Source organism: Streptomyces sp. NPDC053432 (assembly GCF_055585365.1).
Genome location: NZ_JBVJKF010000030.1, coordinates 31,092 through 53,826, shown reverse-complemented (window position 1 = coordinate 53,826; position 22,735 = coordinate 31,092). Strand labels below are relative to the sequence as shown.

The window sequence follows — 22,735 nt, the reverse complement described above, 5'->3', positions numbered from 1 at the left end:
CGCCCCTTGAGCCCTTGCGTGCCTGGTCAGGGGGGCCTTGCCGGAGTCCGCCGCCGGCGTCGGCGAGGGCTGGGCGGGGGTGCGGCGGAGGCCCGGTGGGGGGCGGAAAAGGACGTGCAGCTTGATGTCGGGTCACACGATTGTGATCACTCCTCCGGCTGGCCAAGAATGAGGCAGCCGACGGCACCGGGGTGGGGCCGTAAACGCATCGACCGAAAGGCCGGACTTTCCGATGACCCGATTTGGATCCGCCGCTCTCGCCGCTTCCCTCACCTTCATCGGCAGTGTTCTCCTCCTTTCCGGTACCGCCGCGGCATATGACGGCGCCCGCGGCGCCGCGGTGACCGCCGTCGCCGGCGGCGACGACACCAACTCCACGGGCTGGGACTGACACAGCCCAGCGGGCCGCCGGCCCGTCAGCGCACCGCACCGTTACCGAGAGGACGAGGGACATGCCGGACGCCGGCAGAAGGACGTCGGCCGCCCACCTGGGCCGGGTCGTACGCAAGGAACGGGTGTCGCCGCACATGGTCCGGGTCGTGCTCGGCGGCGACGGACTGCGCGGCTTCCGCACCGGCTCCTTCACGGACCACTACGTCAAACTGCACTTCCCGCTGCCGGGCGTGGACCACCCGGACCCCACGGACATCGGCGCGATGCGCCGCGACCTCCCCCGGGACCAGTGGCCGCGCACCCGGACCTACACCGTCCGCGCCTGGGACGCCGAGGCCGGGGAGCTGACCATCGACTTCGTGCACCACGGCCCCGCCGGCGTGGCCGGCCCGTGGGCCGCTGCCGCCGAACCCGGTGACGTCCTGCTCCTCACGGGTCCGGGCGGGGGCTACGCCCCGGCGGCCGGGGCGGACTGGCACCTGCTGGCCGGGGACGAGAGTGCCCTGCCCGCCATCGCGGCCTCCCTGGAGGCGATGCCCGCCGGGGCCCGGGTCCGGGCCCTGGTCGAGGTGGCCGGACCGGCGGAGGAGCAGCGGATCGAGTCGGCCGCGGACCTGGACCTGACCTGGCTGCACCGGGGCCCCCGTCCGGTCGGCGAGGCCCTCGTCGAGGCGGTGCGCGCGCTGGACTTCCCCACCGGGACGGCCCAGGTCTTCGTCCACGGCGAGGCCCACTTCGTGCGGGAGCTCCGACGGCACCTGCGCGGCGAGCGCGGACTCCCGCCCGAGCGGCTGTCGGTCTCCGGCTACTGGCGGCGCGGTGCGGACGAGGACACCTGGCAGGCCACCAAGTCGGAGTGGAACCAGGACGTCGAGCAGCCGGTGGGCTGACCCTCCCCGAGGTCATGCAGGGCACACGCTCCTTCACCGTACGTGTCCGGCCGGGCGGATCCCGTGCAACGGACGCCGGCAGTGCCTACCGTGGAAGTCGAGGACGCGCCGCGAGCGGCGGCCCGCGTCCGGCAGGGCAATCGAAGGCGGCTGTGATGGCTCCGGCGGACGGGCAGACGGACCAGGTCACCGGGCTTCCGCGCGACCTGGCCCATTCACAGCGACGGTTCCAGGACCTGCTGGACGCCGTGATGGCGGTCGGCAGGGAGCTGGAGCTCCCGATCGTGCTCCGGCGCGTGATCACCACCGCCATGGGCCTGGTCGACGCCCGGTTCGGCGCGCTCGGTGTGCTGAGCGAGGACGGCGAAGAGCTGGAGGAGTTCATCCCCGTCGGCCTCAGCGAGCAGCAGGCCGCCGAGCTCGCCGGGGTCGCCCTCCCGCACGGCCGCGGACTCCTCGGGCACCTGATCCGGCACCCCGAGCCGCTGCGCGTCGCGGACATCGGCGCCCACCCGGACTCGGTGGGCTTCCCCCCGGGCCACCCGCCCATGAGCACACTGCTCGGGGTGGCGATCAGCTCCCGAGGACGCGTCTACGGCAACCTCTACCTCACCGAGCGGCGCGACGGACGGCCCTTCGACCGGTACGACCAGGAGGTCGTCCTGGCGCTCGCCGGAGCGGCCGGCCTCGCGATCGAGAACGCCCGCCTCTACCGGCAGGTGCGCACCAACGCCGAGTACTTCCAGCGGCTCCTGCTGCCGCGGCTGCCGGACCTGACCCCGTTCCGCGCCGCCGCCGTCTACCGGGCCGCCGCCGCCCCCGACCACGTGGGCGGCGACTGGTACGACGCCCTGATGCTCCCCGACGGGGCCTGCGCCCTGGTCATCGGCGACGTCGTCGGGCACGACCTCCAGGCCGCCGCCACCATGGCCCAGACCCGCAGCATGCTGAGGGCCCTGCTGTACGACCGCCGCACCCCGCCCAGCGCCGTACTGACCCGGCTCGACCGGACCCTGGAAGCCATCACCGACAACCCGATCACCACGGCCTGTCTGATGCGCGTCGAGCCGGGCGCCGACGGCTGGACGCTGCACTGGAGCAGCGCCGGACACCCGCCTCCGCTCCTGCTGACGCCCGGCGGCGGCGCCCGGTTCCTGCTGGCCGAGCCGGGTCTGCCGCTCGGTGTGGACGCGGCGGTTCCCCGCCCCGACCACAGGAACCCCTTCCCCGGCGGCGCGACCCTGGTGCTGTTCACGGACGGGCTGGTCGAGCACTCCAGCCGGACGGTGGACAGCAGCCTGGGCTCCCTCGCCCGGCTGGCCGCCGTCCACGCCGGACGGCCTCTCGAGGACCTGTGCCGCGCTCTGGCCGACGCGCGCCTGGGCGACGGCCGCGACGACCTGGCCGTCCTCGCGCTGAGCGCCTCGGCGTGAAGCACGGGGCCGGCTACATTCCGCTTCCGGCTTCCGCCTCCGCCTCCGCCTCGGCCACGGCGATGACGAACCCCAGGGCCTCCGCGATGTGGGTGGCCGCGGACATCACGCGGGCGGTGCCCACGATGGGGGCGATCGCGACCAGGACGTCCTGCACCTGGGCGGGCGTCAGGTTGGTCTTGACGGCCGGGTCGATGTGGGCGACGTAGGACATCGCGGGCGCGTCCATGGCGGCGAGCGCGGCCAGGCGCGTGAGTATCAGGGTGTCCGCGGGAAGCCCGCACCGTTCGAGCGAGTCCATGGTCATGGCGGCCAGGGTGTCGAGGACGGGGTGGTCGGATGCAGTCGTCATGGTGAGCCATCTCCCGGGGGTCTGGGCGCCGACGCGTCGGAGAGGGGACGCAGAACCCTCGCGTCGAACTCCTGTATCGACCGTAGGGACATTCCCACCGGGCTGCATCTCCACTGCGCGACCCCGCGCGCGCACCGGCGGACCGGTGCGCGCGCGGAGTGCTCCTAGACGATGCCCTCGGCGATCTCGGCCTGCTCGCGGGCGTTGCCGTAGGCGGCCGGGGTGCCGTACGAGCGCCGGGCGGCGTACCACCATCCACTGGCCAGGACCAGGACCACCGCGAGGGCGATCACCGCGTAGTTCATGGAGTCGATGGTGACCGGCGACTTCTGCGGCAGGCAGAACAGGACGGTGACGACGGCGACCCAGACGACGGCGGTCCAGCCGATCGGCCTGCTCCAGCGGCCCAGGCTCCACGGCCCGGGCCGGAAGCGGTCGCCGGCGCGCAGGCGCAGGTAGATCGGGATGGCGTAGGCCGGGGTGATGCCGATGACGTTGATGGCGGTCACGGCCCCGTAGGCGGTCGCGGAGTACAGCGAGGGCAGCGCCAGCACGCCCGCGACGGCGACCGAGAGCCACACGGCCGGTACCGGGGTCTGGGTTCGGCTGCTGACCTTGCGCCACAGCGCGGAGCCGGGCAGCGCGTTGTCACGGCTGAAGGCGAAGACCATGCGGCTGGCGGCGGCGACCTCGGCGTTGCCGCAGAACAACTGCGCGACGATCACCACGAGCAGCAGGGCCTTGGCGCCCCCGGCGCCCAGGGCGTCGAGGAAGATCTGGGCGGGCGGGACACCGGTGGCGGTGCCCGCGACGGCGGCGTAGTCCTGGATGGCGAAGGTGAGGCCCGCGAGCAGCGCGAACCCGGCCAGCCACGAGGCCCAGATGGAGCGGACGATGCCCTTGGCGGCGGCGACGGAGGCGTTCGAGGTCTCCTCCGACAGGTGGGCGGAGGCGTCGTAGCCGGAGAAGGTGTACTGCGCGAGCAGCAGGCCGATCGCGGCGACGTAGAACGGGTTGGCCCAGCCGGTGTCGTTGACGAACTCGGTGAAGACGAACGAGGCCGACTGGTGGTGGTCGGGGACGAAGGCCAGGGCGCCGACGATCAGGGCGACGCCGCCCAGGTGCCACCAGACGCTGACCGAGTTCAGGACGCTGACGAGGCGGACGCCGAAGAGGTTGAGCACGGCGTGCAGCAGCAGGATGACGAGGAAGATCAGGAAGGTCGAACCGGGAGTGGGCACGAAGCCGAACTGGAGGTTCAGGAAGGCGCCGGTGAACAGGGCGGCGCCGTAGTCGATGCCCGCGATGGCGCCGAGCAGGCCGAGCAGGTTGAGCCAGCCCGTGTACCAGCCCCAGCGGCGCCCGCCGAGCCGGTCGGCCATGTAGTAGAGGGCCCCGGAGGTGGGGTAGGCGCTGGTCACCTCGGCCAGGGCGAGGCCCACGCAGAGCACGAAGAGGCCGACGCCGGCCCAGCCCCACAGCATCACGGCCGGACCGCCGGTGCCCAGGCCGAAGCCGTACAGGGTCATGCAGCCGGACAGGACGGATATGACGGAGAAGCTGATGGCGAAGTTGCCGAAGCCGCCCATCCGGCGGGCGAGGACGGGCTGGTAGCCGAGCTCCCGGAGCCGTTCCTCCTCGTCGTGCCGGGGTGGGGCCACGCTGTCCGGGCGGACGGTCGGCGCGGTTCGGGACATGGCGGGGTACCTCCGGGGGTTCGTGGAGCACGGGGGACGACGAGCGGGGGGAGCGGGGGGTGTCGGGCCGCAGCGAGCGAGCGGACGGGCTGCGGGAAGTGAGGATCAGCCCCGGTCGGCCAGGCTGCGGGACCTGGCCCGCAGGAAGACCTCCACGGCCAGCTCCTGGTCGGCCGGGTCGCGGGTCCGGTAGGCCCACGGCAGCGTGGTCCAGTACCGGCCGACCGCGCCGAAGACCTCGGCCGCCTCGCCGAACCGGTGGGCTCCCCACAGGGCGTGGGCGAGATGGTTCAGATCGAGCGGGGAGGAGCGGCGCGGGTCGGCGTGCCGGAACCAGGTGTCCAGGGCGTGCCCGGCGTCGCGGAGTGCCCCGTCGCTCACCCAGTGCAGGTCGAGCGCCTTCTCCTGGCCGCGTTCACGGCGGTAGCGCTCCACGTTCAGATAGAGCGGCAGGGCGTGCACGGGGGACCCGTCCGGTGCGGAACCGGCCGCCCACTGGACGAAGTTGGCGGCCTCCGTGAGCGGGCCGGGGGTTCCCGCGATCACGAACTGGAGCATCCGGTGGTACGCCTCGCGGTTGTGCGGGTCGCGCTTGTCGGCCTGCGCGAGGATGCCCCAGGGGCCGGGTGGCAGCATCAGGACGGGCGGCGCGAGCCGGTGCTCGTCCATCGACCGCTGGTCGTCGAGGAGGGCGAGCGCGAGCAGGCACACCCACGGCACGGGGTCGTCGGGGTCGAGCTCGGCCGCGTCCCGGCACGCCAGCCAGGCCTCCTGCCACAGCTGGTGGGTGCGGGGGTGACGGGCGCGGTGGGCCCGGACGGCGCGTTCGACGACGACACGGGTGTGCATGACGGAGGCGGCGACGCTGCGGGGCTCCTCGGCGCGCCATGCCTGGACCACGTCCGAACCGGCGGCGACGGCGGCGAGCACCTGGGTGCGCTGGGTCCACAGACCCCATCCGTCCGTCCGGTCCAGTAACTGCGCCATCGACACCCAGCGGCCGGTGCGCAGGTCCTGGACGGCGACGCGCAGCTCGTCGTCGTGGCCCGCGGGATGGTAGACGGGCCGGAAGTCGCTGCCCGCCATCACCTCGTCCCGGTCGACGGGTGCCGGGGGCGGGCGCGTCTCGCGTCGGTGGTGGTCATGAGTCCTCGCATCGCAAAGGGCCGTCGCGCCGGGTAATCGGCGATCACTATAGAGCGACATTGCGCGTTGGCATCACGGTTCTTTTCGGAATGCAACTATCAAGCCACATCCAACATATGAGATTGCGTCAGTCGACTGGTGGACGGTCCTTGCCGATCTTGACGTGCGGCGTCCCCTGGTGAAGTCTTCCGACCGACGACAGGACGGCGGACCGGACGACGGCCCGGCCGGCGGACACGAGGGACGGAGTCGGGATGACGGGCCCGGTGCTCGCTGTGGACCAGGGGACCTCGGGAACGAAGGCCCTCGTCGTCTGTCCCGTACGCGGGGTCATCGGCTCCGCCTCCGCCCCCGTGCGGCCCAGCCACCTGCCGGGCGGCCGCGTCGAGGTCGACCCCCGTGAGCTGCTGGACTCGGTCGTCGACGCGGGCCGCGCCGCCCTGGCGGCGGCCGGCGAGCCGGTGGCGGCGGTGGGCCTGGCCAACCAGGGCGAGACCGTGCTCGCCTGGGACCCGGCGAGCGGCGAACCGCTGACCGACGCGATCGTCTGGCAGGACCGCCGGGCCGAGGGTCTGTGCGCGGAACTGGCCCCGCACGCCGCACTGCTGCAGGAACGGACGGGACTGCCCCTCGACCCGTATTTCGCCGCTCCGAAGATGGCCTGGATACGCCGTGCCCTGACCCGGCAGGGAGTCGTGACGACCAGCGACGCATGGCTGGTGCACCGGCTCACCGGCGCCTTCGTCACCGACGCGGCGACGGCCGGGCGCACCCAGCTGCTCGACCTCGACACCGTCGACTGGTCGCCCGCCGCCCTCGACGTCTTCGGCCTCACCGGCGAGCGGCTGCCCGAAGTCGTCGACGCCGACGCGCACATCGGCACCACGACCGCGTTCGGCCCCCCGCTCCCGCTGACCGGACTCCTCGTCGACCAGCAGGCCGCACTGCTCGCCCAGCGCGTCACCGAGCCCGGCACCGCCAAGTGCACCTACGGCACGGGGGCGTTCCTCCTCGCACAGACCGGCCCGCGTCCCCGCCGCAGCACCACCGGACTGGTCGGCTGCGTCGCCTGGCGGCTCGGCGGGGAGACCAGCTACTGCCTGGACGGGCAGGTCTACACGGCCGCCTCCGCCGTCCGCTGGCTCACCGACCTCGGCGTGATCTCCGGGGCCCACGACCTCGACGCCGTGGGAGGGACCGCCCCGGACGCCGGCGGAGTCACCTTCGTCCCCGCGCTCGCCGGCCTCGCCGCCCCCTGGTGGCGGGGCGACCTGCGCGGCTCGGTCACCGGCCTCGGCCTCGACACCACCGCCGGGCACCTGGTGCGCGCCCTGTGCGACGGCATCGCCGCCCAGGTCGCCGAGCTCGCGGACGCCGTCGCCGCCGACCTGGGCGCGCCCCTGGCCGCCCTGCGCGTCGACGGCGGGCTCACCCGCTCCGCCCTGCTCATGCAGGCACAAGCCGACCTGCTGCAGATCCCCGTCGAGGTGTCGGCCCTGCCGGACGCCACCGCCCTCGGCGTCGGCGCGGTCGCCCGGCTCGGGCTCGACCCCTCGCTCACCGTCGCCGAGGCCGTCCCGGAGTGGAAGCCCTCCGCCGTGTACGAGCCGCGCGCCGGTTCCGGCCAGGCCGCGGAGCGCCGCGCCCGGTTCCGGACGGCCGTGTCCGCCCTGCTCGACGGCCCCGCATGACCGTCACCACCCGGGGTCCGCTGCCCGACGGCCCCGCCTACGACGTCACGGTCGTCGGCGCCGGCGTGGTCGGCTCGGCCATCGCCCGCGAACTGGCCCGTCTGCCCCTGCGGATCGCCCTGGTCGATGCCTCCGACGACGTCGGCAACGGCACCTCCAAGGCCAACACCGCCATCCTGCACACCGGTTTCGACGCGGTGCCCGGCTCCCTGGAGTCCCGGCTGGTCCGCGAGGGGCAGCGGCTGCTCGCCTCGTACGCGGCCGACAGCGGCATCCCGGTCGAGCCGCTCGGCGCCCTGCTCGTCGCCTGGAACGCGCAGCAGCTCGCCGCCCTGCCGGGGCTGGCCCGCAAGGCGCTGGCCAACGGCTACCGGTCGGCCCGCATCCTCCCGGCCGACGAGGCGCGCGCCCGCGAGCCGGAACTCGGGCCCGGCGTCCTGGGAGCCCTGCACGTGCCGGACGAGTCCGTCATCTGCCCCTGGACGACCACCCTCGCCTACGCGACGCAGGCCGTGCGGGCCGGGGCCGACCTGCACCTGCGCTGCCCGGTGCGGTCGGTCAGGGCCGGCGATCCGCACGTACTGGCCACCGGCCGGGGCCCCCTGCGCACCCGGCACCTGGTCAACGCGGCGGGCCTGTACGCCGACGAGATCGACCGGCTCCTCGGCCACACGGACTTCACCGTCACGCCCCGGCGCGGCCAGCTGATCGTCTTCGACGATCTCGCCCGCGGCCTCGTACGCCACATCCTGCTGCCCGTGCCGGACGAGCGCGGCAAGGGAGTGCTGGTCTCGCCGACCGTGTACGGAAACGTGATGCTCGGCCCGACCGCCGAGGACCTGGAGGACAAGACGGCCACCGGGTCGACCGCCGACGGCCTCGCGCTGCTGCGCGAGAAGGGCCGGCGGATCCTGCCGGCGCTCCTGGACGAGGAGGTCACCGCCGTGTACGCGGGACTGCGCGCGGCCACCGGCCAGGAGGACTACGCCGTCCGGGCGCACCCCGGGCAGCGGTACGTGACCGTGGGCGGGATCCGCTCCACCGGGCTGACCGCCTCGATGGCGATCGCCGCCCACGTGGTGGAACTGCTCGCCGACGGCGGCCTGCCGGTGGACGGCGCACGGGAGCTGGAGCCGGTGCGGATGCCGAACCTCGGCGAGGCGTTCCCCCGGCCCTACCAGGACGCCGCGATGATCGCCGCGGACCCGGAGTACGGCCGCATCGTCTGCCACTGCGAGCGCGTGACCCGCGGGGAGATCCGCGACGCGCTCGCCTCGACCGTCCCGCCCGGCTCACTGGACGGCCTGCGACGGCGCACCCGCGCCCGGGGCGGCCGCTGCCAGGGCTTCCACTGCGGAGCCGCCGTCCGCGCCCTCTTCGGGAAGGGACGCGCGTGAACCGTACGGACCGGACCGTCGACGTGCTCGTCGTCGGAGCCGGCCCCGCCGGACTCGCCCTCGCGGCCCGCCTGGCGCAGGCCGGTGCCGGACGCGTCGAGGTCCTGGAACGCGAGCCGGACGCGGGCGGCATGCCCCGCCACCTCCACCACGGCGGCTTCGGCCGGCCGCCCCGCCCCTGGCTCCGGGGCCCCGACTACGCATCCCGGTGCGCCCGGGCCGCCCTCGCCGCCGGGGCGGCGCTGCGCACCGGGGTCACCGCCACCGGCTGGGCCGGCCCGCTCGCGCTGGAGACCACGGCTCCGCAGGGCCTGGAGCGGATCGCGGCCCGGGCCGTCGTCCTCGCCACCGGCGCCCGCGAGCGCCCCCGCAGCGCCCGGCTGGTCCCGGGCTCCCGCCCGCAGGGTGTGCTGACCACGGGCGAGCTCCTGCAGTCGGTCCACCGCTTCGGCCTGCCCGTCGGACGGCGGGCCGTGGTGGTCGGCGCCGAGCCGGTCGCCCGCCACGCGGTGGCGACGCTGCGCCGGGCGGGTACGGACGTGGTGGCGATGGTCACCGAGCAGCCGCGCGCCACCGCCGTGCCGGGCATCCCGTTGCTCACCGCGACCACCGTGGGCGAACTGCGCGGCCGGGGCCGGCTGACCGGGGTCGCCGTCCACCACCGGGACGGCCGGTCCGGGGTCCTCGCCTGCGACACCGTGGTCTTCACCGGCGACTGGATCCCCGACCACGAGCTGGCCCGCCGCGGTGGCGTCCCCCTGGACCCCGGCACCCGGGGCCCCGGCGTGGACGCCTCCTTCCGCACGGCGCGGCCCGGCGTCTTCGCCGTCGGCAACGCCCTCCACGGCATCGAGAGCGCGACCACCGCGGCGGCCGAGGGCGCCGCCGCGGCCGATCCGGTCCTGGCCCACCTGGCCGGGGCCCCCTGGCCGCCGCCCGGCCCACGGCTGGAGGTCCGGACCCCGCTCGTGTGGGTGACTCCGAACCGGGTCACCGCCGCGACCGGGCGGCCGCTGCTGCTGCGCTCCGGGGAGCCCCTGACCGCCCCGGTCGTGACGGCGCACCAGGACGGTCGGCTCCTGTGGCGGCGGCGGGCCGTGGGGCACCTGTCCCCGTCCCGCTCCCTGCGCCTGGCACCGGGGTGGACGGCCCTCGTCGACCCGGCCGGCGGCCCGGTCGTACTGGCCGCCGGCTGAGTCGTCGGACGACGACGGGCCGTTCCGCCTCCGGCGGCATTCGAGGCGCGGGTCCGGAGCGCAGCCACGGGGAACCGGGGCACCTTCCAGCGGTAGCCGGGGGAGGAAGGGCGGGTGGGGACCAGCCCCGCAGGGTGCCGCCTCGCGGCCGCCCCGCCGGTCAGCCCGCCGCCCCGCCGGTCAGCCCGCCGCCCCCCGGTCAGCCCGCCGCCCCCCGGTCAGCCCGCCGCCCCCCGGTCAGCCCGCCGCCCCCCGGTCAGCCCGCCGCCGGTCAGCCCGCCGCCGGTCAGCCCGCCGCCGGTCAGCCCGCCGCCGGTCAGCCCGCCGCCGGGGCGGACCGGCGTACGTCCCGGCGTCAGCAGATCCGCGGCAGCTGCTCCCCGATCGGCAGGTCGACCACGCGCGTACCGCCGAGTCCCGTCCGCGCCACCACCATGCCGGGGTGGGCCTCGACCGCCTCGCCGATCACGGCCGCGTGCCGGCCCAGCGGGTGGGCGCGCATCGCGTCGAGGACGGCGTCGGCGTGCTCCCGCGGGACGAAGGCCACGAGCTTGCCCTCGTTCGCCACGTAGAACGGATCCAGGCCGAGGATCGCGCAGGCGTTGCGCACGGCCTCCGGGACCGGGACCCGGCCCTCCTGGACGACGACCCCGGCCCCCGAGGCCGCCGCGATCTCGCACAGGGAGGCGGCCAGCCCCCCGCGGGTGGGGTCGCGCAGCACGTGGAGGTCGGGAGTGACCGCGAGCATCGCCTGGACGAGGCCGCCCAGCGGCGCGCAGTCGCTCTCGATCTCCACCCCGAAGCCGAGGCCCTCGCGGACGCTCATGATCGCCACGCCGTGCAGGCCGATCTCACCGCTGACGATGACGACGTCCCCCGGCACGACGCGCTGCGGGCGCAGGTCCACCCCGTCCGGGATCAGGCCGATGCCCGCGGTGTTGACGTAGACGCCGTCGCCGTGGCCCGCCTCCACGACCTTGGTGTCGCCGGTCGCCACCTCGACGCCCGCGGCGCGGGCCGCGGCTCCCAGGGCCCCGGCCACGCGCGCCACCGTGGAGATCTCCACGCCCTCCTCCAGGATGAACCCGCAGGACAGGTAGGCGGCCCGGGCCCCGCTCATGGCCAGGTCGTTGACCGTGCCGTTGACCGCGAGGTCGCCGATGCTCCCGCCGGGGAAGAACAGCGGGCGCACCACGTAGGAATCGGTCGAGAAGGCCAGCCGGGCCCCGCCGAGGGTCAGTGCGGCCGCGTCCCCGAGCCGCCCGAGCACCTCCCCTCCGTATGCGGGGGCGAAGACGTGCTCGACGAGCTCGGCGGAGAGCGCGCCACCGCCCCCGTGGCCCATCACCACGCGGGGCCGGTCGCGCAGGGGGGCCGGACAGGTCCAGCCGGTGACGTCGAGTGCGGTCTCAGACAACGGGGTTCGCCTCCAGCGGGGCCTTCGCGGCGTTCGGGATCTCCAGGCGCCGGTAGAGGTAGTACGCGGCGCACGCGCCCTCGCTGGAGACCATCGTGGCGCCGAGCGGGGTGCGCGGGGTGCAGGTGGTGCCGAAGGCCTCGCACTCGTGCGGCTTGAGCAGCCCCTGGAGCACCTCGCCGCTGCGGCATTCGGCCGGTTCCCGCGTGGCGATGTCGCCCACCGCGAAGCGGTGTTCGGCGTCGAACTCCCGGTAGCGGGAGGACAGCCGCCAGCCGCTGGAGGGGATGACGCCGATGCCGCGCCAGGCCCGGTCGGTGACCTCGAAGACGTCCTCCAGCATCGCCAGCGCGGCCGGGTTGCCCTCCGGGCGGACGGCGCGCGCGTACGCGTTGTCGACGGTGTGCTCGCCGCGTTCGAGCTGGAGCACGGCCCGGCGTACGCCCTCCAGGATGTCCAGCGGCTCGAAACCGGTCACCACGATCGGGACCCGGTACCTCGCCGCCAGACCGGGGTACTCGCCGGTGCCCATCACACTGCACACGTGACCGGCGGCGAGGAAGCCCTGGACCCGGCAGCTCGGCGAGTCCATGATCGCCTCGATCGCCGGGGGCACCCGGACGTGCGACACCAGCAGGCTGAAGTTGCGGATGCCGAGCTTCTTGGCCTGGTACACGGTCATCGCGTTGGGCGGCGCCGTCGTCTCGAAGCCGATGCCGAAGAACACCACCTCGCGGTCCGGGTTCTGCCGGGCGATGCGCAGCGCGTCGAGCGGGGAGTAGACGACCCGTACGTCGCCGCCCTCGCTGCGCACCTGGAAGAGGTCGCGTCCGGTCCCCGGCACGCGGAGCATGTCGCCGAACGAGCAGAAGACCACCTCGGGGCGGGAGGCGATCTCCAGGGCCTTGTCGATGACCTCCAGCGGGGTCACGCACACCGGACAGCCCGGGCCGTGGATCAACTCGACCTGGTCGGGCAGTAGTTGGTCGATCCCGTGCCGGATGATGGTGTGCGTCTGCCCGCCGCAGACCTCCATCAGCGCCCAGGGGCGGGTCACGGTGGCGTGGATCTCGTCGAGCAGCCGCCGGGCGAGGGCGGGGTCCTGGAACTCGTCGATGTACTTCACTGCTGCGCCGCCTCCTGCGGGACGTCGTCCGGGTCGTCGGTGAAGGGCCAGGGAGCTTCGCCCGCCTCCGCGGCGGCCCGCTCCCACGGGTCGCCGAACTCCTCCTGGAGCATGCCGAGCCGGGCGAACAGGTCGAGGGTCTGCCTGGCCGACTCCTCGTCCAGGCGCTGCAGGGCGAAGCCGACGTGGACGATGGCGTACTCGCCGACCTGCAGGTCCGGCAGGTATTCCAGGCACACCTCCTTGACCACGCCCCCGAAGTCGACGGTGGCCATCCGGGTGCCGTCCTGCTCCCCGATGTCAATCACTCTGCCGGGCACCGCCAGGCACATGGGTTCCTCCTCGCTGTGGGTGTCCGCCGGCGCAGCCGGCGGTCGCGGTCGCGGCCGCCACCATGAGCTGGCCGAGCGCCAGCCCCCCGTCGTTCGGGGGGACCCGGTGGTGGCGCAGCACGGTGAAGCCGTGTTCCCGCAGCAGGCGGGAACAGGCGGACGAAAGGGTGGAGTTCGCGAAGACCCCGCCGGACAGGGCGACGGTGTCCAGGCCGTGCCGCCCGCGCGCCGCGAGGCAGAGGTCACCGACGAGGGCGGCGACCGCGGCGTGGAACCGGGCCGCGATCACCGGCCGCGGGGTGCCCGCCCGCAGATCGGCCACGACGGCGGCCAGGACCGGCCCCGGGTCGGCGGTCAGCGGGGGAGCGGCGTCCGGGCCGGCCGTGCCCCCTTTCGGGGCCCCGAGCGCGAACCGGTAGGCGGCGCCGGAGTCCTCCGCCGCCCCCGTCGCGGCCGCCTCCAGCTCGATCGCGGCCTGGGCCTCGTACCCGGCGTGGTGGCAGACCCCCGCCAGTGAGGACACGGCGTCGAAGAGACGGCCCATGCCGGAGGTGGGCACGCAGTTCAGGTTCCGTTCCAACTGGCGGCGCAGCACCCGCAGTTCCTCGGGCGGACAGGCCCGCACGGGCGGCAGGTCCGGGGACCAGTCGATGCCCGCCGCCCACAGGTGGGCCAGCGCCATCCGGTACGGGCGCCGCACGGCGGCGTCGCCGCCCGGCAGGGGGACGTACGCGAGGTGCGCGAAGCGGGCGTACCCGGTGTAGTCGGCGAGCAGGGTCTCGCCGCCCCACACCGCGCCGTCGTCGCCGTAGCCCGTGCCGTCGAAGGCGATCCCGATTACCCGCCGGCCGCCGTCCTGCCCGTGCTCGGCCATCGCCGACGCGATGTGCGCGTGGTGGTGCTGGACGCGGACCAGGGGCCGGACCCCCGCGTTCCGCACGGCCCACTGCGCGGAGCGGTAGCCGGGGTGCCGGTCGGCGGCGATCAGCCCGGGGGCCACTCCCGTGACCGACTCCAGCTGCCGCTCGGCCCGTTCGAAGGCCTGCTGGGTGGCCAGGTCGTCCATGTCCCCGATGTGCGCGGACAGCCACGCCCTGCGGCCCTCGCCGAGACAGAAGGCGTTCTTGAGGTCCCCTCCGGTGGCGAGCGCCGCCGGGACGGGCGAGGGCAGCGCGAGCGGGAGGGGCGCGTGGCCGCGGGAGCGGCGTACGGTCAGCGGCTCCCCGTCGCAGACCCGCACGACGGAGTCGTCGCACGGCACGTGGATCGGACGGTCGTGCGTGAGCCAGGCGTCGGCGAGGTGCCCGAGGCGCTCCAGGGCCTCGGCGTCGTCGGTGACGATGGGCTCGCCCGAGAGGTTGCCACTGGTCATCACCAGCAGGCGGGGGCCGGGCGGGTCGCCGGGGAGCCCGAGCAGCAGGTGGTGCACGGGCGTGTACGGCAGCATCACCCCGAGGTCGGGGGAGCGGGGGGCGACGGCGTCCGCGACCGGGTACGCCGTCGGGCCGTCCGCCGCCGGACGGCGGCGCAGCAGCACGATGGGCCGGACGGGACCGGTGAGCAGGGCCCGCTCGGCCGGGCCGAGTTCCACCAGCGGCTCGATGTCGTCGAGGGCGCGGACCATCAGGGCGAACGGCTTGTCCCCGCGGGCCTTGCGCCGCCGCAGCTCCGCCACCGCGCCGGGCAGGCCGGCGTCGCAGGCGAGGTGGTAGCCGCCGAGGCCCTTGACCGCGACGACCGCCCCCTCGGCCAGCAGGCGGCGGGCCCCGGCCACCGGGTCGGCCGCCTCCACCTCGCGCGGCGGCGACCCGGCGAGCAGGCGCAGCCGCGGCCCGCAGGCGGGGCAGGCCACGGGCTGGGCGTGGAACCGCCGGTCGGCGGGATCGGCGTACTCCGCCGCGCAGTCGGGGCACATCGGGAAACCGGCCATGGTGGTGTGCGCCCGGTCGTACGGCAGCCCGGTGACGATGGTGAAGCGGGGGCCGCAGTGGGTGCAGGTGATGAAGGGGTGCCGGTGACGCCGGTCGGCGGGATCCGCCAGCTCGGCCAGGCAGTCGGCGCAGGTGGCCGTGTCGGGGGAGACCAGGGTGCGCGCGGGCCCGCCGGAGCGGGAGGCGACGATGGTGAAGCCGGAGCCGCCCGCGACGGGCAGCTCGCAGTGGTCGACGGCATCGACGACGGCCAGCGGCGGGGCGTCCGCGGCGAGCCGGTCGCAGAACGCGGAGACGGCGGCGGGAGCGCCCTCGACCTCCGCGACGACGCCTTCGGGGGTGTTGGTGACGTGCCCGGCCAGGCCGAGTCCGGTCGCGCGGGTGTACACGTACGGCCGGAAGCCGACGCCCTGCACCACCCCGCGCACCAGGATCCGGCGCCGCTGCACGGCCTCCATCAGCGGGTCGGCGCCGAGGCCGGACGGGGGTGGAGGTCTCCGGGGCCGGCCCCGTGGCCGTGGTGGTGGTCATGGCCGTCGTGATCATGACCGTGTCCGTGGTGCGCGTGGTGCTCGTGGTGCTGGTGGTGCTCGTTGTCGTGGTGGTGGTGCACATGGGGCTGCTGTGCCAGGACCGGTGCGTGCACCGGGTGTCCTTCGGCGACCGCGAGCGCCCGGTCCAGCAGCAGCCCCGCGCCCCCGCCCGCCTTGGCGGACGTCAGCACGACCTCCACGCCGGGGTTCACCTGCTGCACGTTCGCGCGGAAGGCCGCCTCGTCGAACTCCACGGCCCCGGCGATGTCCGTCTTCGTCACCACCACCAGGTGGGCCGTCCCGAACGCCGTCGGGTACTTGAGCGGCTTGTCCTCGCCCTCCGTCACCGAGGCCAGTACGACGCGCAGGGATTCCCCCAGGTCGTACGAGGCCGGGCAGACGAGGTTGCCGACGTTCTCCACGAACAGCAGCCTGGTCCCGGCCGGCAGCCACCCGTCCACGTGCCGCCCCAGCATCCCCGCCTCCAGGTGGCACAGCCCGTCGGTGAGCACCTGCTTGACCGGTACGCCCGAACGCGCGAGCCGGACCGCGTCGTTCTCCGTCGCCAGGTCGGCCGTGAGCGCGGCGACCCGCACCCCGCGCTCGCGGGCGATGCACAGTTCGCTCTCCAGCAGGGCCGTCTTGCCGCTGCCCGGGCTGGACAACAGGTTGACCACCGTCGTGCCGCGGGCGCCGAGCGCGGTGCGCAGGGTCTGCGCGGCGGAGTCGTTCTTGGCGAGGACCGCCGTCTTCAGGTCGACCACACGGCACATGGTTCAGCGCTCCTCGGAGATCGGTTCGCGGACGGGCGGGACGGGCCGCCCCGGGGGGCCGGTGGGGCAGTCCTCCCAGCGGACGTCGAGGATCTGCAGCTCGCGCCCGGCGCGGAGTTCGACGTCCGTGGCCAGGCCGCAGCCGGGGCACAGCAGCCGCGGCGGCATGCCGACGGCCCACTCGCCCGCACAGGAGCCGCAGCGCGCGCGGGCCGCCACGGGCACCGTCACCAGCTCGGCGCCCTCCAGGAGCGTGCCGTCGCAGGCCAGTGCGAAACAGAAGGCGAGCGCGTCGGGCACCACTCCGGCCAGTTCACCGACCTGGAGGCGGACCGACGTGACCGCGCTCGCACCGCCGGCCCGCGCGGCTTCCTCGACCTGGCCGACCACGGCCATGGCGATCGACATCTCGTGCATGGGACTCCGTCCTGCCGGGCCTCATTAGACCGGCGGGCGGCGTACGGACCGGACGGGCACGCCGACGCGCCGCGCGGCCCGTACGCCGTTCGGGTGCGCCCGGGTCCCCGGTGCCCGCCCGGGCGGGCACGGGCGGGCGCGGGCGGGCACGGGCGGGCGCGGGCGGGGCACCGGGCCGGGGCGGGTCACATCCGGCTGATGTCGATGTACCGCTTGAGGTCGGGCAGGAGCGAGACGAGCACCGCGGCCAGGGCCGCGGCCACGCCGAAGACGATGACCTTCTTCATGGGGTTCTCCTCAGTTGGCGACGGGATTGCGGTCGTCCTCCAGCAGGTCCAGCACCATCCGTACGGCCTCCGGCACCGCGGCGGCCACCGGGCCGCTCAGCCCGATCCCCTCCTCCAGGCAGGAGGGCTCGCAGCCGACGACCAGGATGCGCCGCGGCCGGGTCCCGCCGGTGCCCTCGCACAGGGTGTCGAGCAGGGCCAGCACCGCGTCGGGCGACATCTGGTGCCCGTCCAGCGCCGGGGCGCCGGGGGCGATCGAGCCGGGCTCGGCGGCCTCGATCAGGTACAGCGTCCCGGGGGCGCCGCCGCGGGAGGTCGCGTCCACCAGGACCAGCGTGTCGTAGCCGTCCAGCAGCTGGTAGGCCAGGTGGACACCGCGCACGCCGATGTCCACCACCTCCACGTGCTCCGGCAGCCGGCTCCCGGGCACGGACAGCCGCCGCACGGTCTCGACGCCGAAGCCGTCGTCGCCGAGGAAGACGTTGCCGATGCCCGCCACCAGGATCCGGGCGCTCACGCGTCCTCCAGGGGGGTGACCTCGTCGGGCTGGAAGTACAGGAACCGGCCCTGCTCCCGGCGGATGTCGGCGCCCGGGTCGTCCTCGACGGTGACCGCGAGGTGCACGCCTCCGTCGACGTCGTGCAGGACGGCCTCCACCCGGGCGCCGCGGCCCTGGAGGAACAGGTCCTGGGCGTCGGTGCGCCGCAGCCCGGGCCGCAGGATCACGCGGCTGCCCGGGCCCACCGGCGTGCCGTCGACCAGGACCCGGTCGGGGGCGGGCCCGGCGGCGTCGGCGTGTTCCGGGTCCCACCAGGGGGTTTCCGGCCTGAACACCGCGTCGTCCTCGAAGGGTCCGGGGAGGGAGGGCGCCCGGGACGGCTGCGGGCCGGTGATCTCCCGCAGCGCCCGGACCGCGCCGTGCAGCCGCTCCAGCACCTCGGCGGGCATGCTGTCGGCCAGGTCGATCACGGCGGCGGCCCGGGGGTCCGTGCCGCGCGCCTCGCGCTTCTCCTGATCGGTCAGGGCGGAGGTGCGCAGGGCCAGGATCTCGTCGATCTCGGTGGCGTCGTACATGGCCCCGGCGCTCTCGGGGGCGATCGCGGGATGGTCCTCCAGGATGATCGGAGAGGAGAGGACCACGTCGGCGCGGCCGGCCCGCCCCGCGAGCACCGGCCAGGTGTGCCGGTTTCCGCAGGCCGCGACGGCCTCCTCGGCCCACTCGGGCGGGTCGGTCATCGACAGGAAGGAGCCGGCGCTCAGCCCCAGCAGCAGGTGGGACGCCACCAGCGACCGGGGCAGGGCGCAGTCGCGGTCGGCGCCGGCCGCCCCGGGAGCCCAGGAGCTGGTGTTCTCCACCACGGCGGTGAGCTTCATCGCCCGGTAGGGGCCGTCGAGTTCCGTCGCGCGCAGCCGCACCACCCCCTCGACCGGTTCGGTCCGCCGGACGAGGCGGCCGCGTTCGCGGCCGTCGGCGCCGAGGACCGGCTCGGTCTCCGTGCGGGCGGGCCGGGTGAAGGCGAGGGTGACCTCCCCCGCCGTCAGCTCGGCGACGGACACGGTCATCTCGACGCGCTCCTCGGTGCCCTCGTCCCAGGGGACCAGGACCCGGTCGGGCAGGTGCAGCTCGGCCACGGCCGCGAACGAGCCGTCGCCGAGAGCCTCTTCGACCGTGCGCCGCTGCGCGTGCAGGAAGCGCATCTCGACGGAGAGGGTCGCCGCCCCGCGCGGTTCCATGATCAGCTCGGTGCGTTGGAAGGAGTGCTCGTCGTGCGCCGGACCCCACGCGGGCGGGACCAGCACCCCGAACTGCCAGCGCATCCGGTTCTTGGCCGCCGAGGCCCGGTACGGGTACAGCACGTACCCCTCGAACAGGACCGCGTCGGCGACCTGCCGGGCGGTGGCGAAGAGCGACCCGGGCAGATCCGCGGACGAGGGCGCGGACGAGGAAGAGGAGGCGGACGAGGAGGCGGACGTGGTGGTCATGGCGCGGGCCTCCCGATGACGCGCTGCAGGACGCCGCCGCCCCGGACCGGGTCCGGCGCGGCGGCGGGATCCGGGGCCGCTCCGGCGGGCGGCCGCACGGCCTCCGCCGAGTCCAGCAACGCCCGTACGGTCGCCTCCCAGGAGGCCAGCGCGTGGCGCGAGCGGAAGGCGAGCAGGTCCGCCATCGTGTCGCGGGGCAGCCGCAGCCAGCCGCAGCCGGGGAAGTGCTGCTCGACCATCTCCCGCCACACGGCCACGGGCATCCGGAAGGGGGCTTCGAGGTCCCAGGGCACCGGCTCGACGCGGAAGCCCCCGGCGCCGGTGAACGCCGTACCGGAGAACAGCATCAGCAGCGGCGCCTCGCCGTCCTCCAGGGCGTCGAAGTAGCGGGTGGCCGCGATGTCCATGTCGTACGTGCAGGGCACGGACACCTCGGTCTCGGTCTCCCCGGTGAAGCTCGGGACCATGACCGGAACGTGTGCGAACTGGACCGGCTGGAGCGAGCTGCCCCAGCGGGAGCGCTCGCCGAACAGGTCGTGCAGCGCGGCGGCCTCGCCGGGCCCGTAGTCGCGCCGCGCCGGTTCGATGCGCACCTGGCAGCGCAGCGCCAGGGCGTGGACCCGGGTGTCGGGGGAGGCGGTGACGCGGAGCCGGAACACGAGGGTGGGACCGGCCGCGTACGGGTCGGCGCGCACCCCGGTGCAGGTGAAGGCGAAGTCGGTCACGGCCGTTCCTCCCCCGCCCCGGCCGGGGCCTTGGCCCGGAGTTCCACCTGCGCGAAGAAGGCGGCCAGTGCGGCGCGGGCCTCGGCCCCGCCGTCGAAGCCCTGCCACAGCAGCCTCATCCGGCCCACCAGTTCGTAGCAGACGTCGATCGGTACGAGGTAGCACTCGGTGCGGCCCTCCGAGCGGCGCAGCAGCAGGGCCTCCACGTCGGGTTCGAGGAGTGCGGCCAGCCGGCCGGAGCCGAGGACCCGCTGCCAGGTCTCCGGATCGAGCTCGCTCTCGGTGGCCCCGGCCGGACTCGGATAGAGGGCGACGAGCCGGTCGAGGGCGGCGTTGCGGAAGAAGAACGCGACGCCGACCGGGATCTGCAGCGCCTCCCACGCGCCCTCGTCCAGCCGGTGGCCGGGGTCGGCCAGGTAGCGGTCCGGGACGGCCCGGTACCGCCCGGTGGCGGTACCCGGCCGGTCGAACAGCAGGGCGCACGCCGTGCAGGCGCAGACCAGGGCCCGCTGCTCGGTCTGCACCAGGTGGCGGTGGGCTTCCTCCGCCACCGCCACCCCGCACAGTTCGCAGGTTTCCGGGCGCGGCGCCCGGGGTGCGGTGAAGCGCCGCAGGCCGCGCCCGGGTGCGGCCTGCGGGCGGACCGGGCTCACGGAACGCGCGCCGGGGCCGGCGGGCGGGTGCCGATCTGCAGCAGGGCGGGCTGCGCGGCGGCGGGCGCCAGCTCCACCGAGGTCACCTCGGGTGCGAAGGCGGCCAGGGCGTCCTCGATCCGCTGCCGCACCGCGTCGGTGGTGCCGCCGCAGCCGCAGCCCCCGGGCGCCGCCGTGGACCGCAGCCGCAGGAGGCCCGTGGCCTCCTCGAAACCGGCCTGCTCCACCGGTTCCCGTACGGCCTCCAGCGCCCGGGCGATGCGGGTGTGCACGTCCTCGGGGTGCAGGTCGTGCAGGGTCAGCAGACCGGCGACGAGTTCGTCGTCCAGCAGCCCGGCCAGCGCGGCCGAGCCGCCCGGGTCCTCGCCGAGGCGCCCCACGATCCGGGCGAGCCCGGATCCGTAGAACTCCATGAGCACGCGCACCAGTTCCTCGGCCGCCGCGGCGGCCTCCCGGTCGCCGGAGCCGGCCAGCCGGTCCAGGACCTCCTCCACCCGCAGGCCCGTCTCCCGGGCGCCCGCCGTCGCCGCGCTCATCCGCCCAGTCCGCTCAGGCCGGTGGGCACGTGCAGCGACTTCACCGTCTTGCCGCCGCCCACGTACATGTGGACGCCGCAGGGCAGACAGGGGTCGAAGCTGCGCACGGCGCGCATGATGTCGATGCCCTTGAAGTTCTCCGGGGAGTTCTCCTCGAAGATAGGGGTGTTCTGGACGGCGTCCTCGTACGGTCCGGGCGTGCCGAAGGTGTCGCGGGTGCTGGCGTTCCACGGAGTCGGCGGGTACGGGTGGTAGTTGGCGATCTTCCCGTCCCGGATGACCATGTGGTGCGACAGGACGCCCCGTACGGCCTCGGTGAAGCCGACACCGATCGACTCGCTCGGCACCTCGAACTTCTCCCAGGTCTGCGTGCGTCCGGCCCGGACCTCGGCCAGCCCCTTCTCGGCGCAGTGCAGGGCGACGGCGGCCGCGTACGCCTGGAAGTACGTGCGGGCGCGGTTGCGCTCCAGCGCGTTGCTCCACCGCGGGATCTTCCACTCGAAGGTGGTCTCCGGCTTGGTCATGGTGCGCGGCAGGTTGATGACCACGCTGTGCCCGGTGGCCTTGACGTAGCCGATGTCCACCAGCCCGGACAGGGCGGTGGACCACAGGCGGGCGATGGGGCCGCCGCCGGTGTCGAGGGCCAGGTGGTCCTTGCCGTCGAACCAGCGCGGCGACATCACCCAGCTGTACTTGTCGTCGAAGTTGCGCTTCTGCGGCGCGGGGATGGTGTGCTGGTTCCACGGGTGGCGGGCGTCGACGGGGTTGCCCAGCGGGTCGTGGGTGACGAACTTCTCCTGGCCCGCCCAGTCGTCGTAGTACGAACTGCCCAGCAGGATGCGGATGCCGAGGTTGATGTCGGTGAGGTCGTTGGTGACCAGCTTGCCGTCCACGACGACACCCGGGGTGACGAACATCCTCCGGCCCCAGCTGCTCATGTTGGCGTACGTGAAGTCGCAGTACTCCGGGTCGTTGAGCGCGCCCCAGCAGCCGAGCAGCACACGCCGCCGGCCGACCTCCTCGTAGCCGGGCAGCGCCTCGTAGAAGAAGTCGAAGAGGTCGTCGTGCAGCGGGACGACCCGCTTCATGAACTCCACGTACCGCATGAGGCGGCTCGTGTAGTCCGTGAAGAGCTGGACGGAGGCGATGGTGCCGACGCCGCCCGCGTAGAGGGTGGAGGGGTGCACGTGGCGGCCCTCCATCAGGCAGAACATCTCCCGCGTGTAGCGGCTGACCTGCAGGGCCTCGCGGTAGAACTCGCCCTCGATGGGGTTGAGGGAGCGCATGATGTCGGCGATGGTGCGGTAGCCGTGGTCGCCGGCGTGCGGTGCCTCGGTGCGCTCGGCCAGTTCGAGGACGCCCGGGTTGGTCTCGCGGACCATCTTCTCGCAGTAGTCGACTCCGACCAGGTTCTCCTGGAAGATGTTGTGGTCGAACATGTACTCCGCCGCCTCGCCGAGGTTGATGATCCACTCGGCGAGGTGGGGAGGCTTCACCCCGTAGGCCATGTTCTGCGCGTACACGGAGCACGTGGCGTGGTTGTCGCCGCAGATGCCGCAGATGCGGCTGGTGATGAAGTGCGCGTCGCGGGGGTCCTTGCCGCGCATGAAGACGCTGTAGCCACGGAAGACGGAGGAAGTGCTGTAGCACTCCGCGACCCGCTTCTGCTTGAAGTCGATCTTCGTGTGGATGCCGAGACTGCCCACGATCCGGGTGATCGGATCCCAGGCCATCTCCACCAGGCCGCTGCCGTCGCCGCCGGCGTTCGTCTTCGGTGCCATCTTGTCTGCCGTGACCCTTCTTGCTGCTGTGCTGCGCGAGTTCGTG

General features: G+C 74.4%; 22 protein-coding genes. 6 read left to right on the top strand and 16 right to left on the bottom strand.

Annotated elements, in window-relative coordinates:
- Positions 1–232: 232 nt before the first annotated feature.
- The 3 genes from ACZ6Y1_RS34050 (at position 233) to ACZ6Y1_RS34040 (ending at position 2,716) form a co-directional block, all read left to right on the top strand.
- Entirely contained in the window at positions 233–391 is a 159-nt protein-coding gene (locus ACZ6Y1_RS34050; RefSeq protein ID WP_469639214.1) for a hypothetical protein, read from the top strand.
- Between the two features lie 61 nt (positions 392–452).
- Positions 453–1,283 (top strand): siderophore-interacting protein, encoded by an 831-nt coding sequence (locus tag ACZ6Y1_RS34045; RefSeq protein ID WP_469639211.1) that lies wholly within the window; start codon positions 453–455, stop codon positions 1,281–1,283.
- A gap of 155 nt (positions 1,284–1,438) precedes the next feature.
- A complete protein-coding gene (locus ACZ6Y1_RS34040; protein ID WP_469639208.1) occupies positions 1,439–2,716 on the top strand; it encodes a SpoIIE family protein phosphatase in 1,278 nt (425 codons plus the stop codon).
- Between the two features lie 13 nt (positions 2,717–2,729).
- Here ACZ6Y1_RS34040 and ACZ6Y1_RS34035 read toward each other — a convergent pair whose 3' ends face one another.
- From ACZ6Y1_RS34035 to ACZ6Y1_RS34025, 3 genes are all read right to left on the bottom strand, one after another.
- On the bottom strand, positions 2,730–3,068 hold the full coding sequence (locus ACZ6Y1_RS34035; protein WP_469639205.1) for a carboxymuconolactone decarboxylase family protein: 339 nt from the start codon (positions 3,066–3,068) through the stop codon (positions 2,730–2,732).
- 164 nt (positions 3,069–3,232) lie between these two features.
- The gene (locus ACZ6Y1_RS34030; RefSeq protein ID WP_469639202.1) at positions 3,233–4,765 is read right to left on the bottom strand and encodes an amino acid permease; all 1,533 of its coding nucleotides are present in this window, start codon (positions 4,763–4,765) and stop codon (positions 3,233–3,235) included.
- A gap of 105 nt (positions 4,766–4,870) precedes the next feature.
- On the bottom strand, positions 4,871–5,851 hold the full coding sequence (locus ACZ6Y1_RS34025; RefSeq protein ID WP_469639200.1) for a hypothetical protein: 981 nt from the start codon (positions 5,849–5,851) through the stop codon (positions 4,871–4,873).
- A 314-nt stretch (positions 5,852–6,165) separates the two neighbouring features.
- On the opposite strand from ACZ6Y1_RS34025, the gene ACZ6Y1_RS34020 reads away from it, so the two are divergent.
- From ACZ6Y1_RS34020 to ACZ6Y1_RS34010, 3 genes are read left to right on the top strand one after another with little or no spacing between them, the layout of a single operon-like run.
- Positions 6,166–7,602 (top strand): FGGY family carbohydrate kinase, encoded by a 1,437-nt coding sequence (locus ACZ6Y1_RS34020; RefSeq protein WP_469639198.1) that lies wholly within the window; start codon positions 6,166–6,168, stop codon positions 7,600–7,602.
- Complete coding sequence (locus tag ACZ6Y1_RS34015; protein WP_469639195.1) at positions 7,599–8,999, top strand: FAD-dependent oxidoreductase; 1,401 nt, start codon at positions 7,599–7,601, stop codon at positions 8,997–8,999. The genes ACZ6Y1_RS34020 and ACZ6Y1_RS34015 overlap by 4 nt, the downstream gene beginning before the upstream one ends.
- Complete coding sequence (locus ACZ6Y1_RS34010; RefSeq protein ID WP_469639192.1) at positions 8,996–10,195, top strand: NAD(P)/FAD-dependent oxidoreductase; 1,200 nt, start codon at positions 8,996–8,998, stop codon at positions 10,193–10,195. Before ACZ6Y1_RS34015 ends, ACZ6Y1_RS34010 begins: the two co-directional genes overlap by 4 nt.
- A gap of 355 nt (positions 10,196–10,550) precedes the next feature.
- Here the strand turns inward: ACZ6Y1_RS34010 and hypE are convergent, their stop codons facing one another.
- From hypE to ACZ6Y1_RS33945, 13 genes are all read right to left on the bottom strand, one after another.
- Complete coding sequence (hypE, locus tag ACZ6Y1_RS34005; RefSeq protein WP_469639189.1) at positions 10,551–11,612, bottom strand: hydrogenase expression/formation protein HypE; 1,062 nt, start codon at positions 11,610–11,612, stop codon at positions 10,551–10,553.
- Positions 11,605–12,738 carry a hydrogenase formation protein HypD gene (hypD, locus tag ACZ6Y1_RS34000; protein WP_469639187.1) on the bottom strand — a complete coding sequence of 378 codons (1,134 nt, stop codon included), beginning with the start codon at positions 12,736–12,738 and terminating at the stop codon, positions 11,605–11,607. The genes hypE and hypD overlap by 8 nt, the downstream gene beginning before the upstream one ends.
- Positions 12,735–13,070, bottom strand: a complete 336-nt coding sequence (locus tag ACZ6Y1_RS33995) for a HypC/HybG/HupF family hydrogenase formation chaperone (RefSeq protein WP_469639184.1) — start codon at positions 13,068–13,070, stop codon at positions 12,735–12,737. The genes hypD and ACZ6Y1_RS33995 overlap by 4 nt, the downstream gene beginning before the upstream one ends.
- Complete coding sequence (gene hypF / locus ACZ6Y1_RS33990) at positions 13,039–15,459, bottom strand: carbamoyltransferase HypF (protein ID WP_469639181.1); 2,421 nt, start codon at positions 15,457–15,459, stop codon at positions 13,039–13,041. Before hypF ends, ACZ6Y1_RS33995 begins: the two co-directional genes overlap by 32 nt.
- Positions 15,459–16,307 (bottom strand): hydrogenase nickel incorporation protein HypB, encoded by an 849-nt coding sequence (hypB, locus tag ACZ6Y1_RS33985; protein ID WP_469639176.1) that lies wholly within the window; start codon positions 16,305–16,307, stop codon positions 15,459–15,461. Before hypB ends, hypF begins: the two co-directional genes overlap by 1 nt.
- A gap of 3 nt (positions 16,308–16,310) precedes the next feature.
- Positions 16,311–16,724, bottom strand: a complete 414-nt coding sequence (locus ACZ6Y1_RS33980; RefSeq protein WP_469639173.1) for a hydrogenase maturation nickel metallochaperone HypA/HybF — start codon at positions 16,722–16,724, stop codon at positions 16,311–16,313.
- A gap of 185 nt (positions 16,725–16,909) precedes the next feature.
- Positions 16,910–17,011 (bottom strand): DUF6893 family small protein, encoded by a 102-nt coding sequence (locus ACZ6Y1_RS33975; protein ID WP_469639171.1) that lies wholly within the window; start codon positions 17,009–17,011, stop codon positions 16,910–16,912.
- A gap of 10 nt (positions 17,012–17,021) precedes the next feature.
- Positions 17,022–17,528: a hydrogenase maturation protease gene (locus ACZ6Y1_RS33970; RefSeq protein ID WP_469639166.1), complete on the bottom strand. Its 507-nt coding sequence runs from the start codon at positions 17,526–17,528 to the stop codon at positions 17,022–17,024.
- Positions 17,525–18,994 carry a hypothetical protein gene (locus tag ACZ6Y1_RS33965; RefSeq protein ID WP_469639163.1) on the bottom strand — a complete coding sequence of 490 codons (1,470 nt, stop codon included), beginning with the start codon at positions 18,992–18,994 and terminating at the stop codon, positions 17,525–17,527. Before ACZ6Y1_RS33965 ends, ACZ6Y1_RS33970 begins: the two co-directional genes overlap by 4 nt.
- The gene (locus ACZ6Y1_RS33960) at positions 18,991–19,719 is read right to left on the bottom strand and encodes a DUF6084 family protein (protein ID WP_469639160.1); all 729 of its coding nucleotides are present in this window, start codon (positions 19,717–19,719) and stop codon (positions 18,991–18,993) included. Before ACZ6Y1_RS33960 ends, ACZ6Y1_RS33965 begins: the two co-directional genes overlap by 4 nt.
- Positions 19,716–20,372, bottom strand: coding sequence for a DUF5947 family protein (locus ACZ6Y1_RS33955; protein ID WP_469639155.1), 657 nt, complete (start codon positions 20,370–20,372; stop codon positions 19,716–19,718). Before ACZ6Y1_RS33955 ends, ACZ6Y1_RS33960 begins: the two co-directional genes overlap by 4 nt.
- Positions 20,369–20,908, bottom strand: a complete 540-nt coding sequence (locus ACZ6Y1_RS33950) for a hypothetical protein (RefSeq protein ID WP_469639152.1) — start codon at positions 20,906–20,908, stop codon at positions 20,369–20,371. The genes ACZ6Y1_RS33955 and ACZ6Y1_RS33950 overlap by 4 nt, the downstream gene beginning before the upstream one ends.
- Positions 20,905–22,689, bottom strand: a complete 1,785-nt coding sequence (locus ACZ6Y1_RS33945) for a nickel-dependent hydrogenase large subunit (RefSeq protein ID WP_469639149.1) — start codon at positions 22,687–22,689, stop codon at positions 20,905–20,907. The genes ACZ6Y1_RS33950 and ACZ6Y1_RS33945 overlap by 4 nt, the downstream gene beginning before the upstream one ends.
- Between the last annotated feature and the right edge of the window lie 46 nt (positions 22,690–22,735).

Bases quoted from the DNA above. Each gene is read 5' to 3' on its own strand.
- ACZ6Y1_RS34045 (WP_469639211.1), top strand. From the start codon at position 453: ATGCCGGACGCCGGCAGAAGGACGTCGGCCGCCCACCTGGGCCGGGTC.
- ACZ6Y1_RS34015 (WP_469639195.1), top strand. From the start codon at position 7,599: ATGACCGTCACCACCCGGGGTCCGCTGCCCGACGGCCCCGCCTACGAC.
- ACZ6Y1_RS34035 (WP_469639205.1), bottom strand. From the start codon at position 3,068: ATGACGACTGCATCCGACCACCCCGTCCTCGACACCCTGGCCGCCATG.
- ACZ6Y1_RS34025 (WP_469639200.1), bottom strand. From the start codon at position 5,851: ATGGCGGGCAGCGACTTCCGGCCCGTCTACCATCCCGCGGGCCACGAC.
- ACZ6Y1_RS33945 (WP_469639149.1), bottom strand. From the start codon at position 22,689: ATGGCACCGAAGACGAACGCCGGCGGCGACGGCAGCGGCCTGGTGGAG.
- ACZ6Y1_RS33980 (WP_469639173.1), bottom strand. From the start codon at position 16,724: ATGCACGAGATGTCGATCGCCATGGCCGTGGTCGGCCAGGTCGAGGAA.
- ACZ6Y1_RS34050 (WP_469639214.1), top strand. From the start codon at position 233: ATGACCCGATTTGGATCCGCCGCTCTCGCCGCTTCCCTCACCTTCATC.
- ACZ6Y1_RS33950 (WP_469639152.1), bottom strand. From the start codon at position 20,908: ATGAGCGCGGCGACGGCGGGCGCCCGGGAGACGGGCCTGCGGGTGGAG.
- hypB (WP_469639176.1), bottom strand. From the start codon at position 16,307: ATGTGCCGTGTGGTCGACCTGAAGACGGCGGTCCTCGCCAAGAACGAC.
- ACZ6Y1_RS34020 (WP_469639198.1), top strand. From the start codon at position 6,166: ATGACGGGCCCGGTGCTCGCTGTGGACCAGGGGACCTCGGGAACGAAG.
- ACZ6Y1_RS34040 (WP_469639208.1), top strand. From the start codon at position 1,439: ATGGCTCCGGCGGACGGGCAGACGGACCAGGTCACCGGGCTTCCGCGC.
- hypF (WP_469639181.1), bottom strand. From the start codon at position 15,459: ATGGAGGCCGTGCAGCGGCGCCGGATCCTGGTGCGCGGGGTGGTGCAG.
- ACZ6Y1_RS33965 (WP_469639163.1), bottom strand. From the start codon at position 18,994: ATGACCACCACGTCCGCCTCCTCGTCCGCCTCCTCTTCCTCGTCCGCG.
- ACZ6Y1_RS33975 (WP_469639171.1), bottom strand. From the start codon at position 17,011: ATGAAGAAGGTCATCGTCTTCGGCGTGGCCGCGGCCCTGGCCGCGGTG.
- ACZ6Y1_RS33995 (WP_469639184.1), bottom strand. From the start codon at position 13,070: ATGTGCCTGGCGGTGCCCGGCAGAGTGATTGACATCGGGGAGCAGGAC.
- ACZ6Y1_RS34030 (WP_469639202.1), bottom strand. From the start codon at position 4,765: ATGTCCCGAACCGCGCCGACCGTCCGCCCGGACAGCGTGGCCCCACCC.